At 65.1% G+C, this 19948-nt stretch carries 13 protein-coding genes; 11 read left to right on the top strand and 2 right to left on the bottom strand.

The window, feature by feature from the left end:
- Positions 1–140: 140 nt before the first annotated feature.
- Positions 141–575, bottom strand: a complete 435-nt coding sequence (gene arfB, locus X751_RS148985; RefSeq protein ID WP_023672309.1) for an alternative ribosome rescue aminoacyl-tRNA hydrolase ArfB — start codon at positions 573–575, stop codon at positions 141–143.
- Between the two features lie 86 nt (positions 576–661).
- On the bottom strand, positions 662–2272 hold the full coding sequence (locus tag X751_RS148990) for a phosphoenolpyruvate carboxykinase (protein ID WP_023744920.1): 1611 nt from the start codon (positions 2270–2272) through the stop codon (positions 662–664).
- Between the two features lie 346 nt (positions 2273–2618).
- On the opposite strand from X751_RS148990, the gene X751_RS148995 reads away from it, so the two are divergent.
- The 11 genes from X751_RS148995 (at position 2619) to addA (ending at position 19889) form a co-directional block, all read left to right on the top strand.
- Complete coding sequence (locus tag X751_RS148995; protein WP_010912942.1) at positions 2619–3320, top strand: response regulator transcription factor; 702 nt, start codon at positions 2619–2621, stop codon at positions 3318–3320.
- 85 nt (positions 3321–3405) lie between these two features.
- Positions 3406–5187 (top strand): sensor histidine kinase, encoded by a 1782-nt coding sequence (locus X751_RS149000; RefSeq protein ID WP_023672307.1) that lies wholly within the window; start codon positions 3406–3408, stop codon positions 5185–5187.
- A gap of 12 nt (positions 5188–5199) precedes the next feature.
- The gene (locus tag X751_RS149005; protein ID WP_023744919.1) at positions 5200–5661 is read left to right on the top strand and encodes an HPr kinase; all 462 of its coding nucleotides are present in this window, start codon (positions 5200–5202) and stop codon (positions 5659–5661) included.
- 164 nt (positions 5662–5825) lie between these two features.
- Positions 5826–6227, top strand: a complete 402-nt coding sequence (locus tag X751_RS149010) for a PTS sugar transporter subunit IIA (RefSeq protein ID WP_023672304.1) — start codon at positions 5826–5828, stop codon at positions 6225–6227.
- Positions 6224–6514, top strand: a complete 291-nt coding sequence (locus X751_RS149015) for an HPr family phosphocarrier protein (RefSeq protein ID WP_023672303.1) — start codon at positions 6224–6226, stop codon at positions 6512–6514. The genes X751_RS149010 and X751_RS149015 overlap by 4 nt, the downstream gene beginning before the upstream one ends.
- Positions 6515–6721: 207 nt before the next feature.
- Positions 6722–8122, top strand: a complete 1401-nt coding sequence (gene ahcY / locus X751_RS149020) for an adenosylhomocysteinase (RefSeq protein WP_023744918.1) — start codon at positions 6722–6724, stop codon at positions 8120–8122.
- Between the two features lie 308 nt (positions 8123–8430).
- Entirely contained in the window at positions 8431–10995 is a 2565-nt protein-coding gene (locus tag X751_RS149025) for a PAS domain-containing sensor histidine kinase (RefSeq protein ID WP_023744917.1), read from the top strand.
- An 8-nt stretch (positions 10996–11003) separates the two neighbouring features.
- Complete coding sequence (gene tsaE / locus X751_RS149030; protein WP_023744916.1) at positions 11004–12515, top strand: tRNA (adenosine(37)-N6)-threonylcarbamoyltransferase complex ATPase subunit type 1 TsaE; 1512 nt, start codon at positions 11004–11006, stop codon at positions 12513–12515.
- 14 nt (positions 12516–12529) lie between these two features.
- Positions 12530–13234 carry a nucleotidyltransferase family protein gene (locus X751_RS149035; protein WP_031247107.1) on the top strand — a complete coding sequence of 235 codons (705 nt, stop codon included), beginning with the start codon at positions 12530–12532 and terminating at the stop codon, positions 13232–13234.
- Positions 13231–16374: a double-strand break repair protein AddB gene (gene addB, locus X751_RS149040; protein WP_023744914.1), complete on the top strand. Its 3144-nt coding sequence runs from the start codon at positions 13231–13233 to the stop codon at positions 16372–16374. Before X751_RS149035 ends, addB begins: the two co-directional genes overlap by 4 nt.
- Positions 16371–19889: a double-strand break repair helicase AddA gene (gene addA / locus X751_RS149045; protein ID WP_023744913.1), complete on the top strand. Its 3519-nt coding sequence runs from the start codon at positions 16371–16373 to the stop codon at positions 19887–19889. Before addB ends, addA begins: the two co-directional genes overlap by 4 nt.
- Positions 19890–19948 lie beyond the last annotated feature (59 nt).

Below are 19948 nucleotides of genomic sequence, written 5' to 3'. Positions count from 1 at the left end.
TACTGAAACCATGCCACCGCCAATCAGAAACGGCGACCCGAAAGCCACCGTTGTCGGCCTCCCTTTCTGTGGCAATGGTGAAACCTTGCGGCTGCGGTTCCGAAGGGGAGGCCGCTTTATGCACGCAGTCGGCGCGGTCCTTAGTCGTTCTCTACCCGGCCGCGCAGCTTTTTGATCGTGCCGCGCCCTGCCTTGCTTTGCAGCCGCCGCTCCACCGAGCCTTTCGACGGCCTGGTCTTCTTGCGCGGCGGCGGCGGCGGTTCCGCGGCCTTGGCGACCAGCGCCGTCAGCCTTGCCCGGGCATCGGCCCGGTTCTGCTCCTGGGTGCGGAAGCGGCCGGCCTCGATGACGATGACGCCGTCCTTGGTGGCGCGCTGGCCGGCGAGCTTGATCGTGCGCGCGCGCACGCGTTCGGACAGGCCAGCCGCATTGGCGGCGTCGAAGCGCAACTGGACCGCGGTCGCCACCTTGTTGACGTTCTGGCCGCCGGGACCCGACGAGCGGATGAAATCCTCGTGCAGGTCGCCCGGGTGGATTACGGCCTCGTCTGATATGATGATGTCGTCGATAGGCATGCCGCAGTCATGGCGCGGCGGACCAAAAAAGAAAAGGCCCGATCGAGACCGCGCCTTTCAAGGATGCTTCGGTGAAGATGTCTCGACTATTCCGCAGCTTCCTGCAGGCGGGGTGCTGCGCCGAGCACGACGGCATCGACATGGCTCTCGAATTTCTCGAAGTTGACGGCGAACATGCCGACCAATCGCGCTGCCTGCCGGTCATAGGCTGCCTTGTCGGCCCAGGTCGAACGCGGGTCGAGAATGGCGTTGTCGACGCCAGGCACAGCAACCGGCACCTCGAAGCCGAAATTGGCGTCGGTGCGGAAACCGGACGCCTTCAACGAACCGTCAAGCGCTGCGGCCAGCAAGGCGCGCGTCGCCTTGATCGGCATACGCTTGCCGGTGCCGTAGGCGCCGCCGGTCCAGCCGGTGTTGACCAGCCAGCAATCGGCGCCGTGGCGGGCGATCAGCTCACGCAGCAGATTGCCGTATTCCTTGGGGTGGCGCGGCATGAACGGGGCGCCGAAGCAGGTCGAGAAGGTCGCTTCCGGCTCGGTAACGCCCTTCTCGGTGCCGGCCACCTTGGCGGTGTAGCCGGAGAGGAAGTGATACATCGCCTGCGCCGGGGTCAGCCGTGCGATCGGCGGCATGATGCCGAAGGCATCGGCGGTCAGCATGATGATGTTTTTCGGGTGGCTGGCCCGTCCGCTCTTCGAGGCATTGGGGATGAAATCCAGCGGATAGGCGCAGCGCGTGTTTTCGGTGAGCCGGCCGTCGTTGAAGTCCGGCACGCGGTCGGCGTTGAGCACGACATTTTCCAGCACCGTGCCGAAACGCTGCGTGGTGGCGAAAATCTCCGGCTCGGCCTCGGCCGACAGCCGGATCGTCTTGGCGTAGCAGCCGCCTTCGAAGTTGAAGATGCCGTGCGGTCCCCAGCCGTGCTCGTCGTCGCCGATGAGCGTACGTGACGGATCGGCCGACAGCGTCGTCTTGCCCGTCCCGGAAAGCCCGAAGAAGATCGCTGCGTCGCCGCCCGGGCCCTCATTGGCCGAGCAGTGCATCGGCATGACGCCCTTTTCCGGCAGCAGATAGTTGAGCATGGTGAACACCGATTTCTTCATCTCGCCGGCATAGGAAGTGCCGCCGATGAGCACGATCTTGCGGGTGAGATCGACCGCAATCACCGTATCGGTGCGGCTGCCGTGGCGGGCCGGATCGGCGCGGAAGGACGGCAGGTCGATGATCGTCATCTCCGGCACGAAATCCTCAAGCTCGGCGGCCTGCGGGCGGATCAAAAGATTGCGGATGAACAGCGAGTGCCAGGCGAATTCGGTGATGACCCGCGTCGGCAGCTTCAGCTCGGCATCGGCGCCGCCGACGAGGTCCTGCACATAGAGATCGCTATTCGCGGCGTGGACAAGGAAATCGGCGAGCAGCATTTCGAACTGGCCCGCCGAAATCGCCTTGTTGTTGTCCCACCAGACATGGGGCTCGGTGGCGCCATCGCGGACGACAAACTTGTCCTTGGGCGAGCGGCCAGTGTGCTGGCCGGTCTCGGCAAGCAGCGCGCCGCCGGCGGTCAACCGGGCCTCGCCACGGCGGATCGCTGCCTCATAAAGGGCGGCCGCACCAAAATTATAATGCACCGTGCCGGTGGTTTTCAGGCCGATACGATCGATCGCGCAAGCAGAATTGCGTTTGCCGACTTCCGACATCAAGGGTCCCTTCTTCTGGATTCGCCGCACTTTGCCGGCGCGTTTCCGGCGAGCCCGCGTTAGGGGCTGAGACGGTGAGAACCAGAAAACCCGAATGATATCAAATCATTAATCGATTTAAAAATTTTGAAAGTTGTTTAAATCGTTTATATGTGCAAAAAATCACGGTGGTTGCCCAAAGGATTGGCACACAGTGTTCGTCCAACCCGTGTAGAGGTTCCGATGGGGCCGCCGGCAAGCCGTCCGCGACAGCGGGTGGAGCCTGTGCCACATTTTGTACCTAATTTGTCCTGCAAAAGCCCCTTCTCTAAGACAGAAGGGACAGCTCATGAGGGAGCCGCTTGAAATGGCAACAATCGCGCTTGTCGATGACGACCGCAACATTCTGACATCGGTGTCGATCGCCCTCGAGTCCGAGGGGTATCGCGTCGAGACCTACACGGATGGTGCGTCGGCGCTTGAAGGCCTGGCGGCGCGGCCGCCGAATCTCGCCATCCTCGACATCAAGATGCCGCGCATGGACGGCATGGAGCTGTTGCGCCGGATGCGGCAGAAGTCGGACCTGCCGGTGATCTTCCTGACCTCGAAGGACGATGAGATCGATGAGCTTTTCGGCCTCAAGATGGGCGCCGATGATTTCATCCGCAAACCGTTCTCGCAGCGCCTGCTGGTCGAGCGGGTGCGCGCCGTGCTGCGCCGCGCCAGCGCCCGCGAAGCTGCGGCAAAGGCGCCCAGCCAGCAGGCCCGTTCGCTGGAACGCGGGCAGCTGGTCATGGACCAGGAACGCCATACCTGCACCTGGAAGGGCGAGCCGGTGACGCTGACGGTCACCGAATTTCTCATCCTGCACTCGTTGGCGCAGCGCCCAGGCGTGGTAAAAAGCCGTGATGCGCTGATGGATTCCGCCTATGATGAGCAGGTCTATGTCGACGACCGCACCATCGATAGCCACATCAAGCGGCTGCGCAAGAAGTTCAAGGCCGTCGATGACGACTTCGAAATGATCGAAACCCTTTACGGAGTCGGATACCGGTTCCGCGAAGCTTGAGTTGATGCATGTCGCCCAAAAGTGGTCGCGGTTTTTGGGACGACGACATGCATAAAACCAAAGACTAGGCGGGAGCTGCTATTCGATGGCAGTGGATGTACAGCGGAGCAGACGAACGAGCGCTGTCAGGCGGTCGCGGATTCTGCCCGCATTCCTGTCGAGGTTGACGGTGCCGATGCGCCGCTTCCTCGGCCACCACATCTTTTCCAGCCTGACCCGGCGCATCCTGTTCCTCAACCTGGCCGGCCTCGCCGTGCTGGTCACCGGCATCCTCTATCTCAACACCTTCCGCGACGGGCTGATCGACGCCCGCGTCGAAAGCCTGATGACGCAGGGCGAGATCATCGCCGGCGCCATTGCCGCGTCGGCAACGGTCGAGACCGATTCGATCAGCATCGATCCGGAAAAACTACTCGAACTGCAGGCCGGTGAAAGCCTGGGGCCGGGCTCAGACCAGCTCGACAATCTGGATTTCCCGATCAACCCCGAGCGCGTCGCGCCGGTGCTGCGGCGGCTGATTTCGCCGACGCGCACCCGGGCCCGCATCTATGACCGCGACGCCAATCTGCTGCTCGATTCGCGCCATCTCTACTCGCGCGGCCAGATCCTGCGCTACGACCTGCCGCCGGTCGAGGACGAGCAGCCGGATATGCTGGAGCGCGTGCAGAAATTCGTCTTCGACTTCTTCCGCAACAAGGACCTGCCCGTCTACCATGAGCAGCCCGGCGGCAACGGTGCGGCCTTCCCGGAAGTGGTCAAGGCGCTGACCGGCAGTCCGTCGACGATCGTGCGGGTGAGCGAACAGGGCGAGCAGATCGTTTCGGTGGCGGTGCCGATCCAGCGCTTCCGCGCCGTCCTCGGCGTGCTGATGCTGTCGACGGAAGGCGGCGACATCGACAAGATCGTCGCCGCCGAGCGCAAGGCTATTTTGCGCGTGTTCGGCATCGCCGCCCTGGTCACCGCCATCCTGTCGATGCTGCTCGCATCCACCATCGCCAATCCGCTGCGCCGGCTATCGGCGGCGGCAGTGCGGGTGCGGCGCGGCGTCAAGAGCCGCGAGGAGATCCCCGACTTTTCCGACCGCCAGGACGAGATCGGCAATTTGTCGGTCGCGGTGCGCGACATGACCAATGCGCTCTATGCCCGCATCGAGGCGATCGAAAGCTTCGCCGCCGATGTCTCGCACGAGCTGAAGAACCCGCTGACCTCGCTGCGCAGCGCGGTGGAGACCTTGCCGCTGGCCAAGAACGACAATTCACGCGGCAGGCTGATGGAGATCATCCAGCACGATGTCCGGCGTCTCGACCGGCTGATCACCGACATTTCCGATGCCTCGCGCCTAGACGCCGAACTGGCGCGTGAGGATGCCGCCACGGTCGATTTGAAGAAATTCATCACCGATCTCGTCGCCGTGTCGCGCGAAGCGACGCGCAACAAAAAGGCTGTCGAGATCGAATTCAAGGCCGCCAAGCTGCCGCAAGGCGTCAAAGGCTATTTCGTCACCGGCCATGATCTGAGGATCGGCCAGGTCATCACCAATCTGATCGAGAATGCCCGCTCCTTCGTGCCGGAGGACCACGGCCATATCGCCATTTCCCTGGCACGCTCGGGCAAGGTCAACATCGTCACCGTCGACGACAACGGCCCCGGAATCCGCGCCGACGCCATCGACCGCATCTTCGAGCGCTTCTACACCGACCGCCCGGCCGGCGAGGCGTTCGGCCAGAATTCGGGGCTTGGCCTGTCGATATCCAGGCAGATCGTCGAAGCCCATGGCGGCACGCTGACCGCCGAGAACATCCCCGGCACCAAGCCCGGCGACATCAAGGGCGCGCGCTTCGTCGTTACGCTGCCGGCCGAAGGCTGATCGCGGCTGCGCATGCCCGATCCCACCGCGGAACCCGAGAACATCCATGCCACCGCAGTCCTGATTGGCGAGCGGGGCGTCCTGATCACCGGGCCGTCCGGCTCGGGCAAGACAACGCTGGCGCTGGCGCTCATCGACCATTTCAGCCGGCTCGGGCTGTTTGCGCGGCTGATCGGCGACGACCAGCTGTTTGTCGCGGCGCGTTTCGGGCGGCTGGTCTGCCATGCGCCCGCCAGCATTGCCGGCCTCGCAGAGGTGCCCGGACTTGGTCCGAAGCCGCTTTTGTTCCAATCTGTGGGAGTCATCGACCTTACGATCCAGCTGGTTGCCGCTAACGCTGTGGAGCGTTTCCAGGAAGAGTCGAGCGCGACCATTGCCGGCTGTGTGGTGCCGCGCATCGACCTCGTTCAGCGCAACGTCACTGCGGCTTTGCCGGCGGTAATGGCGCGGCTGGCGATTGCCCTTTTCGTATGATCCGCCGCCGGTTTTTTGCTGCAATGCGTCAAATTGGCCATGGCCGACGCAATTTTGGGCTTGTCAACGCGCCGCGCGTCGACAAGATAGCGCTCCCGCCGCCTGGGATGGCCGGCGAGCATAAAAAGCGCCTGTGAAGCGGCGATGACGGGAGCCACCATAGAATGATCGGACTCGTGCTTGTAACGCACGGTCAACTGGCCGCCGAGTTCCGCCATGCCGTGGAACATGTCGTGGGGCCACAAGACAATTTCGAAACCGTGGCAATCGGCGCCGACGACGATATGGAGCAGCGTAGGCGCGATATCGTCGACGCCGTCGGCCGCGTCGACACCGGGACCGGCGTCATCGTTCTGACCGATATGTTCGGCGGCACGCCTTCCAACCTCGCCATTTCGGTGATGGAATCCGGTCGCACCGAGGTCATCGCCGGCATGAACCTGCCGATGCTGATCAAGCTGTCGTCGATCCGCAAGGGCGACAACATGGCGACCGCGCTCGACGAGGCGCAGGCCGCGGGGCGCAAATACATCAACGTCGCAAGTCAGCTGCTGAGCAGCAAATGAACGCGCTGTCGCCCGGTGAGATCGTGCGCGAGTTCCCGATCGTCAACCAGCGCGGCCTGCATGCGCGCGCCTCGGCGAAGTTCGTCCAGGTCGCCAGCGGCTTCGACGCCACCGTCCATGTCGAGAAGGATGGTCTCAAGGTCGGCGGCACCTCGATCATGGGGCTGATGATGCTGGCGGCGAGCCCCGGTTATTCGATCCGCGTCACCGCCAGCGGCGCTGAAGCCGCAGCGGCGATGGACGCGCTGGAGCAGCTGGTCGCCTCGCGCTTCGGCGAAGAGTGCTGAAGTTTTTGCTTTGGACGCCGTTGTCCCAAAACCGCGGGATACTTTTGGGCGGCATGCATCCCCGTAAAACACATACGCGCATAAAGATTTCTTTATATCCCATTGTCGTCTTGGCGGCGATCTGCTAGTCAGGCCGGCATCCCGCGCCCTTGGACGCGCCGTGTGGCGCAGGCGCATTCTGAAGACAAATCACACCGGAGCACTGCCATGACAGGTAGCAAGGACTATGTGGTCGCCGACATCTCGCTTGCCGGCTGGGGCCGCAAGGAACTCGATATCGCCGAAACCGAAATGCCGGGCCTGATGGCCTGCCGCGAGGAATTCGGCGACAAGAAGCCGTTGAAAGGTGCGCGCATCACCGGCTCGCTGCACATGACCATCCAGACTGCGGTGCTGATCGAGACGCTGAAGGCGCTTGGCGCCGATATCCGCTGGGCCTCGTGCAACATCTTCTCGACCCAGGACCATGCGGCCGCAGCCATCGCCGAGGCCGGCATCCCGGTGTTCGCCGTCAAGGGCGAGTCGCTCGAGGAGTATTGGGACTACACCGACAGGATCTTCCAGTGGGCCGATGGCGGCCTCTCCAACATGATCCTCGACGATGGCGGCGACGCCACCATGTACATACTGATCGGCGCCCGCGCCGAGGCCGGCGAGGACGTGCTGTCCAACCCGCAGAGCGAGGAAGAGGAGTACTTCTACGCCCAGGTCAAGAAGCGCCTGAAGGCTTCGCCCGGCTTCTTCACCAAGCAGAAGGATGCCATTCGCGGCGTCACCGAAGAGACGACGACGGGCGTCAACCGGCTCTACCAGCTGCAGAAGAAGGGCCTGCTGCCGTTCCCCGCGATCAACGTCAACGACTCGGTCACCAAGTCGAAGTTCGACAACAAATATGGCTGCAAGGAATCGCTGGTCGACGGCATCCGCCGCGGCACCGACACCATGATGGCCGGCAAGGTTGCGGTCGTCTGCGGCTATGGCGACGTCGGCAAGGGCTCGTCGGCTTCGCTCAAGGGCGCCGGCGCCCGCGTCAAGGTCACGGAAGTCGATCCGATCTGCGCGCTGCAGGCGGCGATGGACGGCTTTGAAGTCGTCACGCTGGAAGATGCCGCACCAACCGCCGACATCGTCATCACCACCACCGGCAACAAGGATGTCGTCACCCTCGACCACATGCGCTCGATGAAGGACATGGTGATCGTCGGCAATATCGGCCACTTCGACAATGAGATCCAGGTCGCGTCGCTGCGCAACCTGCAATGGACCAACGTCAAGCCGCAGGTCGACATGATAACCTTCCCGGACGGCAAGCGGATGATCCTGCTGTCCGAGGGGCGCCTGCTCAACCTCGGCAACGCGACCGGTCATCCGAGCTTCGTGATGTCGGCTTCGTTCACCAATCAGGTGCTGGCGCAGATCGAGCTCTACACCAAGCCCGGCCAGTACCAGAACCAGGTCTATGTGCTGCCCAAGCACCTCGACGAGAAGGTGGCGCGTCTGCATCTCGACAAGCTTGGAGCCCGCTTGACCGAACTTTCCGGCGAACAGGCCGCCTATATCGGCGTGACCCCGCAGGGTCCGTTCAAGCCGGAACACTACCGCTATTAGCCAAAGCGGCGTTTACCACTAGATATTGAAGCCGGGCGATTGACTTTTCGCCCGGCTTCTTTTTTGCGCGGATGATTCTTCACGCCGATTCCAGCACGCGCTATTGTGCTGATTCGTGGGCCGGGGACGAGGCCGGCGTACGCATCGAGAGCATGATTCGAACCGAAGGACCGCGTCAGCGAAAAGTGGGAAGCGGTTTTCGGAAAAGATCATGCCCTTTAGAAAAGAGTTAGGTCAGAAGGGCGTTTCCATCAAACGTGATCCTGATCTAGGCGGTCTTGCATTCAGGCGGCGAAGAGGACCAAGGCATGCCGGGGGAAAACCCGCCTCGCGCGGGATCGGCCGTTTCCGGCGGCCATGACGATTCCGATAGCAATGGCTCCGTCACGACAGGCGGTGGCCTGAAGAGGCGCGTTGGCGCCCGCACCGCCGGCTTTCTTGCCACCTCAGCTCTTGCCGGCCCGCTCACCTCGTTTGCCGCCCATGCCGAGCCGGCCATTGCGCAGAAGGCCGGACTGTCGGTCAGCGCGGTCGAAGTCATCCAGCTCGCCATGTTCGTCGGCGTCATGGGCGCGGCACTGGTCTCGGCCATCTTCCTGATCCGCGAAAGAGCCCGCACCTCGGCGCAGAATGTCGAACTCAGAGCCCGCATTGCCGACATCAATGCGGCGCTGCAGCGCTCCGAGGCGCTGCTCAATCTGCGTGACCAGCGCGTCATCGTCTGGGCGTCGGAGAACAAGAAGCCGGAGCTGATCGGCACGCTGCCGCTGGAAAGCGGTGCGCCGGACGACCGTGCAGCCTTCCTCGCCTTCGGCCGCTGGCTGATGCCGCGCTCGGCGGCGGCGCTCGAAAATGCCGTCGCTGGTCTGCGCGAGAAAGCGAAACCCTTTGATCTCGTGATCGAATCGCAGGCCGGGGCGCCGCTTGAAGTGCATGGCCGCAAGAGCGCCGCGCATGTGCTGGTGCGCTTCGTCTCGCTGTCGGAGACGCAGCGAAGCCAGGCCAGGCTGAAGATCGAGAACCAGCGGCTGGCCGCCGACTACGAGACGATGATCGGCCTGCTCGACGCCTTGCCGATGCCGGCCTGGCTGCGCGCCACCGACGGGCGGCTGAAATGGGTCAACCGTGCCTATGCCGGAGCGGTCGAGGCACCGAACGCCGAGACCGCGGTGCGCGAAGCCAAGGAATTCCTCGGCGCCCAAGCGCGCGAACAGATCGCCGCGCAGCACAAATCGCGCCCGATCTTCGAACAGACGCTGTCGACGGTGATCGAGGGCGACCGCCGGGTGTTCGCCGTCACCGACTTCGCCGGTGCCGACGGCTCGGCCGGTCTTGCCTGCGACACCAGCGCCACCGAAACCATTCGCGGCGAATATGAGCGCACGGTGCGCAGCCATGCCGACACGCTCGACCAGCTCAACACGGCGGTGGCGATCTTCGATGCCAACGAGAAGTTGCGCTTCTTCAACCAGGCGTTCCAGAAACTGTGGGGGCTGGACCCGGGCTTCCTGCACAGCGCGCCCGACAATGCGCTGCTGCTCGACCGGCTGCGCAGCGAAGGCAAGATCGCCGAGCAGCCGGAATGGCGGCGCTGGAAAGAAGGCCTGCTTGGCGCCTACCGCGCGGTGGAATCGCAAGAGCATTGGTGGCATCTGCCCGACGGCAAGACCATCCGCGTGGTGGCCAACCCGCAGCCGAAGGGCGGCGTGACCTGGGTGTTCGAGAACCTGACCGAGAAGATGGACCTCGAAAGCCGCTACCAGACGGCGGTGCGGGTCCAGGGCGAAACGCTCGACAATCTGGCCGAAGGCGTCGCCGTGTTCGGTCCCGATGGGCGGCTGCGCCTGTCGAACCCGGCCTTTGTCGCGCTGTGGGGACTGAGCCAGGATGTGATCAAGCCCAACGTCCATGTCTCGGCGATCCGCGATCTCAGCGACCAGCGCGCCGTCGACAGCCCGTGGGGCGGGTTCGTCGCCGCCATCACCGGTTTCGACGACGAGCGCCGCGACCGCCATGGCCAGACCGAACTGAAGAACGGCACAGTGCTCAGCTACGCCGTCCTCCCGCTGCCCAACGGCCAGGTGATGATGACCTTTGTGGACGTCACCGACAGCGTCAATGTCGAGCGCGCGCTGAAGGACAAGAACGAAGCGCTGCAGAAATCCGACCAGCTGAAGAACGAGTTCGTGCAGCATGTCTCCTACGAGCTGCGCTCGCCGCTGACCAACATCATCGGCTTCACCGAGCTTCTGTCGCTGCCGGCGACCGGGCCGCTCAGCCCAAAGCAGCGCGAATATGTCGAGCATGTCGGCTCGTCATCCTCGGTGCTGCTCACCATCGTCAACGACATACTCGACCTCGCCACCGTCGACGCCGGCATCATGCAGCTCGACATTTCGGAAGTAAGCGTCGAGCGCACCATCGAGGCCGCGGCCGAACTGGTCGCCGACCGGCTGCAAGAGCATTCGATCAAGCTTCGGATCGATGCCGCTGCGGCGCCGAAGAGTTTTCACGGCGACGAGACCCGGGTTCGCCAGATCCTCTATAATCTGCTCAGCAACGCGGCCAATTACGCGCCGGAGGCGAGCACGATCACGCTCGCCTGCCGGCATTTGGAGCAAGGCGTGGAATTCTCCGTCCATGACAACGGCCCCGGCATGCCGCCGGACCTGCTCGATTCGGTGTTCCGCCGCTTCGAGCCGCGCACCAATGGCGGACGCCGGCGCGGCGCGGGCTTAGGCCTGTCGATCGTCAAGAGCTTTGTCGAACTGCATGGCGGCAGCGTGCGCATCGAGACCGGCAAGGACAAGGGCACCACCGTCATCTGCACCTTCCCCGATGCACCGTCGGGCATCCGCGCCGCGGCCGAGTAGCGGGCTCGATGACCGTTGTTGTGCTGGAGCGTTTTCTCGCCGACGAGGCTGCGACCGCAAGGTTCGGCGAGGACCTGGCCATGGCGCTGCGGCCGGGCGACGTGCTGGCGCTCAAGGGCGATCTCGGCGCCGGCAAGTCGACGCTGGCGCGGGCCCTGATCAGGGCGCTGGCCGATGATGCCGGCCTCGATGTGCCGAGCCCTACCTTCACCTTGGTGCAAAGCTACGACACGCGCATCCCCGTGCACCATTTCGATCTCTATCGCCTGTCCTCGGCCGGCGAGATGGACGAGCTGGGTTTCGACGAGGCGCTGCTGCAGGGCGCTGCCCTTGTCGAGTGGCCGGAACGGGCGGAGGCCGCTCTTCCGAGAACGTCGATCTGGATCGAACTCGTCCATCAGGACGAAGGACGATTGGCGAAACTATCGGGCCAAGGCGTTGCCTTCGAACGCGTGGCGCGATCGCTGGCGATGCGCGATTTCCTCAAAACGGCCGGTTGGGGCGACGCCGCGCGGCGCCATTTCGTCGGCGACGCCTCGGCGCGCTCTTACGAGATTGTTTCGCTCGCCGGCCTTGCGCCGCGCGTGCTGATGAATTCGCCAAGGCTGGTGCTGGGGCCGCCGGTGCGCGACGGCAAGCCCTATGCCGTGATCGCCCACACGGCGCAGTCGGTCACCGCTTTCGTCGCCATCGACAAGGCGCTGCTGGCGCAAGGTGTCAGTGTCCCAAAAATCCATGCCGAGGATCTCGAGCAAGGGTTTCTGCTGCTGGAGCATCTGGGCTCGGAAGGTTTTCTCGACGGCAATGGTGAGCCGGTGGCCGAGCGCTACGCGGCAGCAGCCGAATTGCTGGCCATGATGCATGGCAAGACCTGGCTGCAGCGCATGGAAGCCGTCCCAGGCGTCTTCCACGAGGTGCCGCCCTTCGATCGCGACGCCATGCTGATCGAAGCCGATCTCTTGGTCGATTGGTATGTGCCGATGGTGACCGGCAGCCCGGCAAGCGAGGCTTTACGCGCCGGCTATCACAGGGAATGGAACGCGGTTCTCGATCGGCTGGACACACAGGAATACACGCTGATGCTGCGCGACTTCCATTCGCCCAACATCATCTGGCGCGGTGACCGCAAAGGCCACGACCGCCTCGGCATCGTCGACGTCCAGGACGCGCTGATGGGTCCGGCGGCCTATGATGTTGCGTCGCTGGCCATGGATGCCCGCGTCACCATTTCGCCCGATATCGAGCAGCGGACCGTGGACGCCTATGTCGCTGCGCGCCACGCCCCCGTCGGCTTCGATGAGGACGCCTTCCGCGCGGCCTATGCGATCATGGCGGCGCAGCGCAATTCAAAGATCCTCGGCATTTTCGTGCGGCTCGAAAAGCGCGACGGCAAGCCCTATTATCTCCGACACCTGCCGCGCATCCGCGATTATCTCAGGCGGGCGCTGGCGCACCCGGCGCTGGCTCAGCTGAAGGAGTTTTACATGGCACATGGCCTGCTGGAGGAACGGCTCCCGTGACCTTGACCACAGCGATGGTGCTGGCGGCGGGTCTTGGCAAGCGCATGCGGCCGATCACCGACACCATGCCGAAGCCGCTGGTGCGGATCGCCGGCAGGACCTTGCTCGACTGGGGGCTGGACAGTCTCGAAGCGGCCGGCGTCGAGAAAGCCATCGTCAACGTGCACTATCTGCCGGACCAGATCGTCGCCCATATAGCCCACAGGCGGACGCCAAAGATCGTCATTTCCGACGAGCGCGACGCACTGCTGAATTCGGCGGGTGGCATCGTCAAGGCATTGCCGCTGCTGGGCAGCGACCCCTTCTACATCATCAACGCCGATACGTTCTGGATCGACAGCGGCCAGCCCAGCCTCGAGCGCCTTGCCCTTGCATGGGACGGCGCGAAAATGGATATTCTGCTGATGCTTACCGATCTCGACTCGGCCACCGGACACGGTGTCGGCACGGATTTCCTGATGGCGCCGGATGGCGGCCTGCGGCGCTCGAAAGGCGATCCGGCCGGGTTGATCTATGCCGGAGCGGCAATCGTCAATCCCGCCATCTTCAGGGATGCGCCGGCCGGGGCGCATTCGCTCAACACCCATTTCGACAAGGCAATCGCCTCTGGCCGTCTGTTCGGCATGCAGATGCGCGGAAGCTGGATCACCGTCGGCACTCCCGACGCCATTCCGCAGGCGGAAGCGGCCGCCGCCGAAGCTCTCGCGAAGGTGGTATGAGCGGCGCGCGCCGCGTTCTTTCGATCCCGCCCGGAGCGCCATTCCTGCCGACTCTGGCCGAGGCCTTGCTGGCCGGACGGCTGGTGCCCGGCTTCCGGTTCGACGGCGATCCGCTGGCGCTGGCTGATGTCACCATCTATGTGCCGACACGGCGCGCGGCCCGTGCGCTGCGCGGCGCTTTTGTCGACGCGCTTTCGGGACCGGGGGGGAGCCGCCGTTCAGCGATCCTGCCGGTCATCCGCCCGCTCGGAGAGTTCGACGAGGACGAAGCCGCCTTCGACGCCGGCACGCCGACCGAGCTTGAAATGGCGCCGCCGATCGCAGCCATCGAACGCCTGCTGCTACTGGCGCCGCTGGTGCGGGCCTGGAAGCGCACCTTGCCGGCGCATGTCCTTGATATGTTCAACGAAGAGATCGTCGTGCCGGCCTCCGCCGCCGATGCGATCTGGCTAGCGCGTGACCTCGCCCGGCTGATGGACGAGATCGAAACCGAAGGCACGGACTGGACCAGGCTTGCCGATCTGGTCACCGGCAATCTTGCCGGATGGTGGCTTGTGACGCTCGATTTCCTCCGTATCGTCACCGAGGCCTGGCCGAAATTGCTGGAGGAGCGCGACCGCTCCAACCCGGCCGCGCACCGCAATGCGCTGATTCGGCGCGAGGCGAAGCGGCTGGAACGCAACCCGCCCAAAGGCCCGGTGATCGCCGCCGGCTCGACGGGCTCTATTCCCGCCACGGCCGAACTGCTTGCCACGGTCGCCAGCCTGCCCAACGGCGCCGTGGTGCTGCCCGGGCTCGATGGGATGCTGGACGAACCGTCTTTTGCCGCGATTGGGGCGCCCGGTGCGCGGCCGGCACTGCTTGGCCACCCGCAATACGGCATGGCCAAGCTGATCGGCAAGATTGGCGTGCTGCGTGGCGATGTCGAGGAAGTGGTCTCCGCCGAGCCCGCACTGGCGCTCCGCGCGGCCCTTGTCGGCGAGGCGCTGCGGCCGGCCGAGACCACGGAATTATGGGCCGAGACCCGCATACGCTTCAACGCCCTGGATATCGCCGAGACCTTCGCCGACGTGACGCTGGTCGAAGCCGCCAGCGAACGCGACGAGGCGGTGGCGATCGCCATCGCGCTGAAAACCGCCGTGGAACAGCCGGGACACAGGGCAGCTCTCGTTACCGGCGACCGCGGGCTGGCGCGGCGCGTCTCGGCGGAGCTGTTGCGCTTCGGCGTGATCGCCGACGATTCCGGCGGCACGCCGCTCGCCAACACGCCTGCAGCCAGCCTGCTGCGGCTCGCACTTCAAGCAGTATTCCGGCCCGGCGATCCCGTCGGCCTTTTGTCGCTGCTCAAGCATCCGCTGCTCGGGCTCGGACTTGAGCGCACCGGCGTGCGCCATGCCGCCGAGCTCATCGAACTCGTGGCGCTGCGCGGCGGCACCGGACGCCCCGACATCGCCTCTTTGCCAGCACTGTTCGAGGAGCGTCTCGCCGGGCTGCGCGGGGACAAGCGCCAGCCCTTCTGGTTTTCGCGCCTGAGCGTGCGCGGCATCGACGATGCCCGCGATATGCTGAGCCGGCTTGTGGCGGCGCTGGCACCGCTGACCGCCTTTCGCGGAGAAGAGAATGCCGATCTTGTCGCGTTGACCAGAGCGAGCGTCGCCGCGCTGGAAAATCTCGGCCGCACGGCGGAGGGCAGCCTGGCTGAATTTTATGCCGGCGACGCCGGCGAGAAACTCGCCGAGCTGCTGCGCGGTGTGGTCGCGGCCTCGGCGTCGTTCGACTTCCCGGCCGACGAATGGCCTGATGTGATGGACGCGCTGGTAGCACCGGAAACGGTCAAGCCCGGGCAAGGCACCGACCGCAACATCGCCATTTGGGGGGCGCTGGAAGCGCGGCTGCAGAATGTCGACACGCTGGTCATTGGCGGGCTGAACGAGGGCGTGTGGCCACGCAAGCCGGAAAGCGATCGCTTCATGTCGCGGTTGATGAAGACCGGCATCGATCTCGAGCCGCCGGAGCGCCGTATCGGCCTTGCNCTTGCCGCCCACGACTTCCAGATGGCGATGGGGGCGAAAAAGGTGGTGCTGACGCGCTCCGCCCGAGCCGGCGACGCACCGGCGGTGCCGTCGCGCTGGCTGCAGCGCATCCTCACCTTCATCGGCAAGGATCCGGCGGCCGCATTGCGCGGGCGCGGCGACGAAATGCTTGCCTGGGCGCGCGCGCTCGATGCCGGCGAGCGGCAGCATTTCGCGCCGCGACCGCAGCCGAAACCGCCGCTGAGCATGCGGCCCACCCACTTCTCGGTGACCGAGATCGAGACGTTGCGACGCGACCCCTATGCGGTCTATGCAAGGCGTATTCTGAGCCTTCTGCCGCTCGAGCCGGTGATCCGCGATCCCGGCGCGGCCGAGCGCGGCACGCTGTTTCATGACATCCTGCATCTGTTCTCGACAGAGGTTGCGGACCCGCGCGCGCCGGAAGCCCTGGAGCGCCTTATCGCCGCCGGCCGGACCTGCTTTGCCGAGATCGCCCTGCCCGCCGATGTCGAGGCTGTGTGGTGGCCGCGCTTCGAAAAGCTTGCCGCCAACATCATCGAATGGGAGCGCGGCCGCGCTCCCGCCGTCGCCCGGCGGCATGCCGAGGAGCGCGCCGAAAAGACCGCTGTCGGCCGCACCGGCGTGACGCTGTCCGGCTATGCCGACCGCGTCGACCTTTTGGCCGGTGGCATGGCCGACATTCTCGACTACAAGACCGGCTCGTCCCCGTCCAAGGCGCAGGCCCACACGCTGCTGGCGCCACAGCTGGCGCTCGAAGGGGCGCTGCTCCGGCGCGGCGCCTTCAAGGGGCTTGGCGCGCGCGAGCCCTCCCAGCTCGCATTCGTGCGGCTGAAGCCGAATGGCGAAGTGTTCGAGGAATCCATCCTCGACTACAACCGCCAGCCTCGGACCGCCGAAGACCTCGCCGAGGAGGCTTGGGCGCGGTTGGAAAAGCTGCTGGTCCACTATGCCGATCCGACGACCGGCTATCTGTCGCGGGCGCTGCCTTTTCGCGAGGGCGAGAGCGATGGCGATTACGACCATCTGGCGCGCGTGCTCGAATGGTCGGCCGGCGGCGACAGCGATGACGAGGCGGGGGAGGCATGAAAAAAGCCTATCCCATCCCCAGCGAAACCGCCGCCAGCCAGGCGCGCGCCTCCGACCCGAAGAACTCGGCCTGGGTGTCCGCCAATGCCGGCTCGGGCAAGACGCATGTGCTGGCCCAGCGCGTCATCCGGCTGCTGCTCAACGGCACCGATCCGTCGAAGATCCTGTGCCTGACCTATACGCGGGCGGCCGCCGCCAACATGTCGAACCGCGTGTTCTCGACCCTGTCGGAATGGACGGCGCTCGGCGATGCCGAGCTTGCCACAAAGATTGAGGCGGTGGACGGCCGCCGACCCGACCGCGACACGATGCGGCGGGCGCGCCGGCTGTTTGCCGAAGCGCTGGAAACGCCGGGCGGGCTGAAGATCCAGACCATCCACGCCTTCTGCGAATCGGTGCTGCACCAGTTTCCGCTGGAGGCCAACATCCCGGCGCATTTCGAAATGCTCGATCCGCAGATGGAGGCCTCGCTGTTTGCTGGCGCCCGCCGGGACATGATTTCGGGCACGTCAGCCGGAGACACCGGACTGGCCGAGGCCTTTGCCACCGTGCTGGAGCGCGGCGGCGAACACGGACTCGATGCGCTGCTCGCCGAAATCGTGCGCAAGCGCGACGGCTTACGCGGCTTCATCGGTGCGGTCCGGCGCGACGGCGGCGGCTTTCAGGCCCTGTTCGACGAATTCCATTTTCGCCCCGGGCGGAGCGCCGAAGACATAGCGGCATCGGTATGGCCGCTGCCGGGTTTCCTGCCGGACTTCTTTGCAGTGTTCGCCAGTGCCGCCGAGGCCGCCGACGCCCGCACCGTGCTCAACAATCTCTTGCCCTATGCCCGGTTGGCCTTTGCCGAGACGGACCCGACCCGCCGGCTGCAGATGCTCGGCAAAGCCTTTCTCAAGGCCGATGGCGACCCCTATGATCCCTCAAAGTTGTTCAAGAAGGCGCTGCTCGGCCGGCTGCCCGACCTTCCCGAGCGCTATCTGGCGGCCGTCAAGTCGATAACAGACGTCTCCGACCGGCTGGCGCTGTTCCGGATGCTGGAAGGCACGGTCGCGGCGTTGACCATAGCCGACTGGCTGATCGTGCGGTACGAGCGCCTGAAGCGCAGCCGCGGCTTTCTCGATTTCAACGACCTCATCACCCGCACCGTCAACCTTCTGGCGCGGCCCGATGCCGGCCCCTGGGTGCAGTACAAGCTCGACCAGGGCATCGACCACATCCTGCTCGACGAGGCGCAGGACACCAGCCCCGACCAATGGGAGGTGGTGAAGCGGCTGGCGGAGGAGTTCTTTGCCGGCCACGGCCAGCGCGGCACGGCCAATCGCACGGTGTTTGCCGTCGGCGACGAAAAGCAGTCGATCTATTCCTTCCAGGGTGCCGCACCGGATTCCTTTGCCGACAGCCGGCTCTTGTTTTCCGGACGCGTGAACGCAGCCAATGCTTCGTTTGCCGACCTGAAACTGACCTGGTCGTTCCGTTCGACCGACGACGTGCTTGCCGCAGTCGACCGCGTCTTTGCCGATCCGGGCGTGCGGCGCGGCATCAGCCACGACCCCGATCCGCTCGACCACAAGGCGATCCGCAACGACGCGCCTGGCTATGTCGAGGTCTGGCCGTCGCTCGGCGCTGACGCCGTCGAGGAGCCCGACGACTGGACGTTGCCGGTCAATCATGCCAGCGCGCCGGCTGTGCGGGTGGCCGAGCACGTGGCTGCGACCATCCAGACCTGGCTCAAGGACCGCGAGATCATCGAGGGCAAGGGACGCAGGCTGAGGGCCGGCGACATTCTTGTGCTGGTGCGCAAGCGCGACCGCTTCGTCCATGCGCTGTCGCGCGCGCTGAAGGACCGCGATATTCCCGTCGCCGGCGCCGACCGGCTGAGCCTGCCCGGCCACATCGCGGTCAAGGACCTGATCGCACTCGGCCATTTCCTCATCCAGCCGCAGGATGACCTGTCGCTCGCCGCCGTGCTGCGCAGCCCGGTTTTCGACGTGTCGGAGGAGACGCTTTTTACGCTTGGCGCCGGACGGCCAGCCGGAACATCGCTGATCGCCTCATTACGCCAGCATGCTGGCGACAATACCGCGCTGACCGATGTCGTTGCCCGGCTCGACGGCTGGGCCAACGAGGCGGCGTTCCGGCCGGTGTTCGAATTCTACGCCGGGGTGCTGGCGCGCGACGGCCTGCGCAAGAAGATGATCGCCCGGCTTGGACCGGAAGCCGGCGATATTCTCGACGAGTTCCTGAGTTTCTGTCTGGCCGAAGAACGCACCGGCTTGCCGGGGCTGGAGGCTTTCCTGGCGACGCTGGAAAACACCGGCCCGGAGATCAAGCGCGAGATGGACCAGACGCGCGACGAGGTCCGCGTCATGACCGTGCATGCCGCCAAGGGCCTGGAAGCGCCTGTTGTCTTCCTGGTCGATGGCGGTTCGGCGCCGTTCAGCGACCAGCATCTGCCGCGGCTCATGCCGTTCGACGCTTCGGGCCGCAATTTCGACGGCAAGGGCTATCTCTGGCGCTCGGCCGCCGATGTCGCCAACGGCTTCTCCAAGGCGGCCTCGGCCAGGGCGCGGGAGCTTGCCGACGACGAATACCGGCGGCTGCTCTATGTCGGCATGACGCGCGCCGAGGACCGGCTGATCGTCTGCGGCTATCACGGCAAGCGTCAGCCCAGCACCGGCACCTGGCATTCGATTGTCAGCCGCGCGCTGCTTGCCGCGCCGGAAAGCACGGAGCGCCGCCACCCCGCCAGCAGCGAGCCGGTGCACCGTTTCGTCATGACCAAGCTTCCGCCGGTGGCGCAAGCGGCAGCCGACGAGTCGCGGCTGCCGCAACAGGTGCCGCCGCTGCCGGTGGGCTTGTTCCGGCCCTTGCCGCCTTATGAGGAGCTGCCGCGCCCGCTGTCGCCTTCCGGCGCGTCGGCGCTGATCGACGAGGCCAAGGAAGCTGTTGTCGATACCCGCTCGCCGGTGCTGGACAGCGAGGCGGAGCCGGGCTTTGCGGTGATGCGCGGGCTGGCGCTGCACAAGCTGCTGCAGATGCTGCCCGGTTTTGCCGAAGACGAACGGCAAGGCGCGGCGGCGCAGTATCTCATTCGAGCCGGCGCCGACTGGCCGGAGGCCGAGCGCAACAAGGCGCTGGCTTCGGTGATGGCGATCCTCAGAGATTCGCGTTTTGCCGGGCTGTTTTCGCCGTCGTCCCGCGCCGAAGTTGCTGTGATGGGCAGCCTTGAGGTCAAGGGCAGGCTGCGCTCGATCTCCGGCAAGATCGACCGGCTGGCGGTGACGCCCGGGCGCGTATCGATCGTCGACTACAAGACCAACCGGCCGGCGCCCGCAGGCCTGGCCCAGGTGCCGCCGGCCTATATCCTGCAGCTGGCGCTCTACCGCGCGCTGCTCCAGCCGCTTTACCCCGGCCGCGCGGTGACGGCAGCACTGCTGTTCACCGAGGCACCGAGGCTTATCGAACTGCCGGTGCAAGCGATGGATGACGCCCTTGCCCGACTCACGGGAGCGTGAAACAAGTTCTGCTTGAAGAAGGGCTGCTGAACCACCACATTTGGTGCGAGATAAATTTC

This window comes from Mesorhizobium sp. LNJC394B00 (assembly GCF_000502555.1).
Taxonomy (GTDB): Bacteria; Pseudomonadota; Alphaproteobacteria; order Rhizobiales; family Rhizobiaceae; genus Mesorhizobium.
This window is presented reverse-complemented; position numbering and strand designations above follow the sequence as displayed.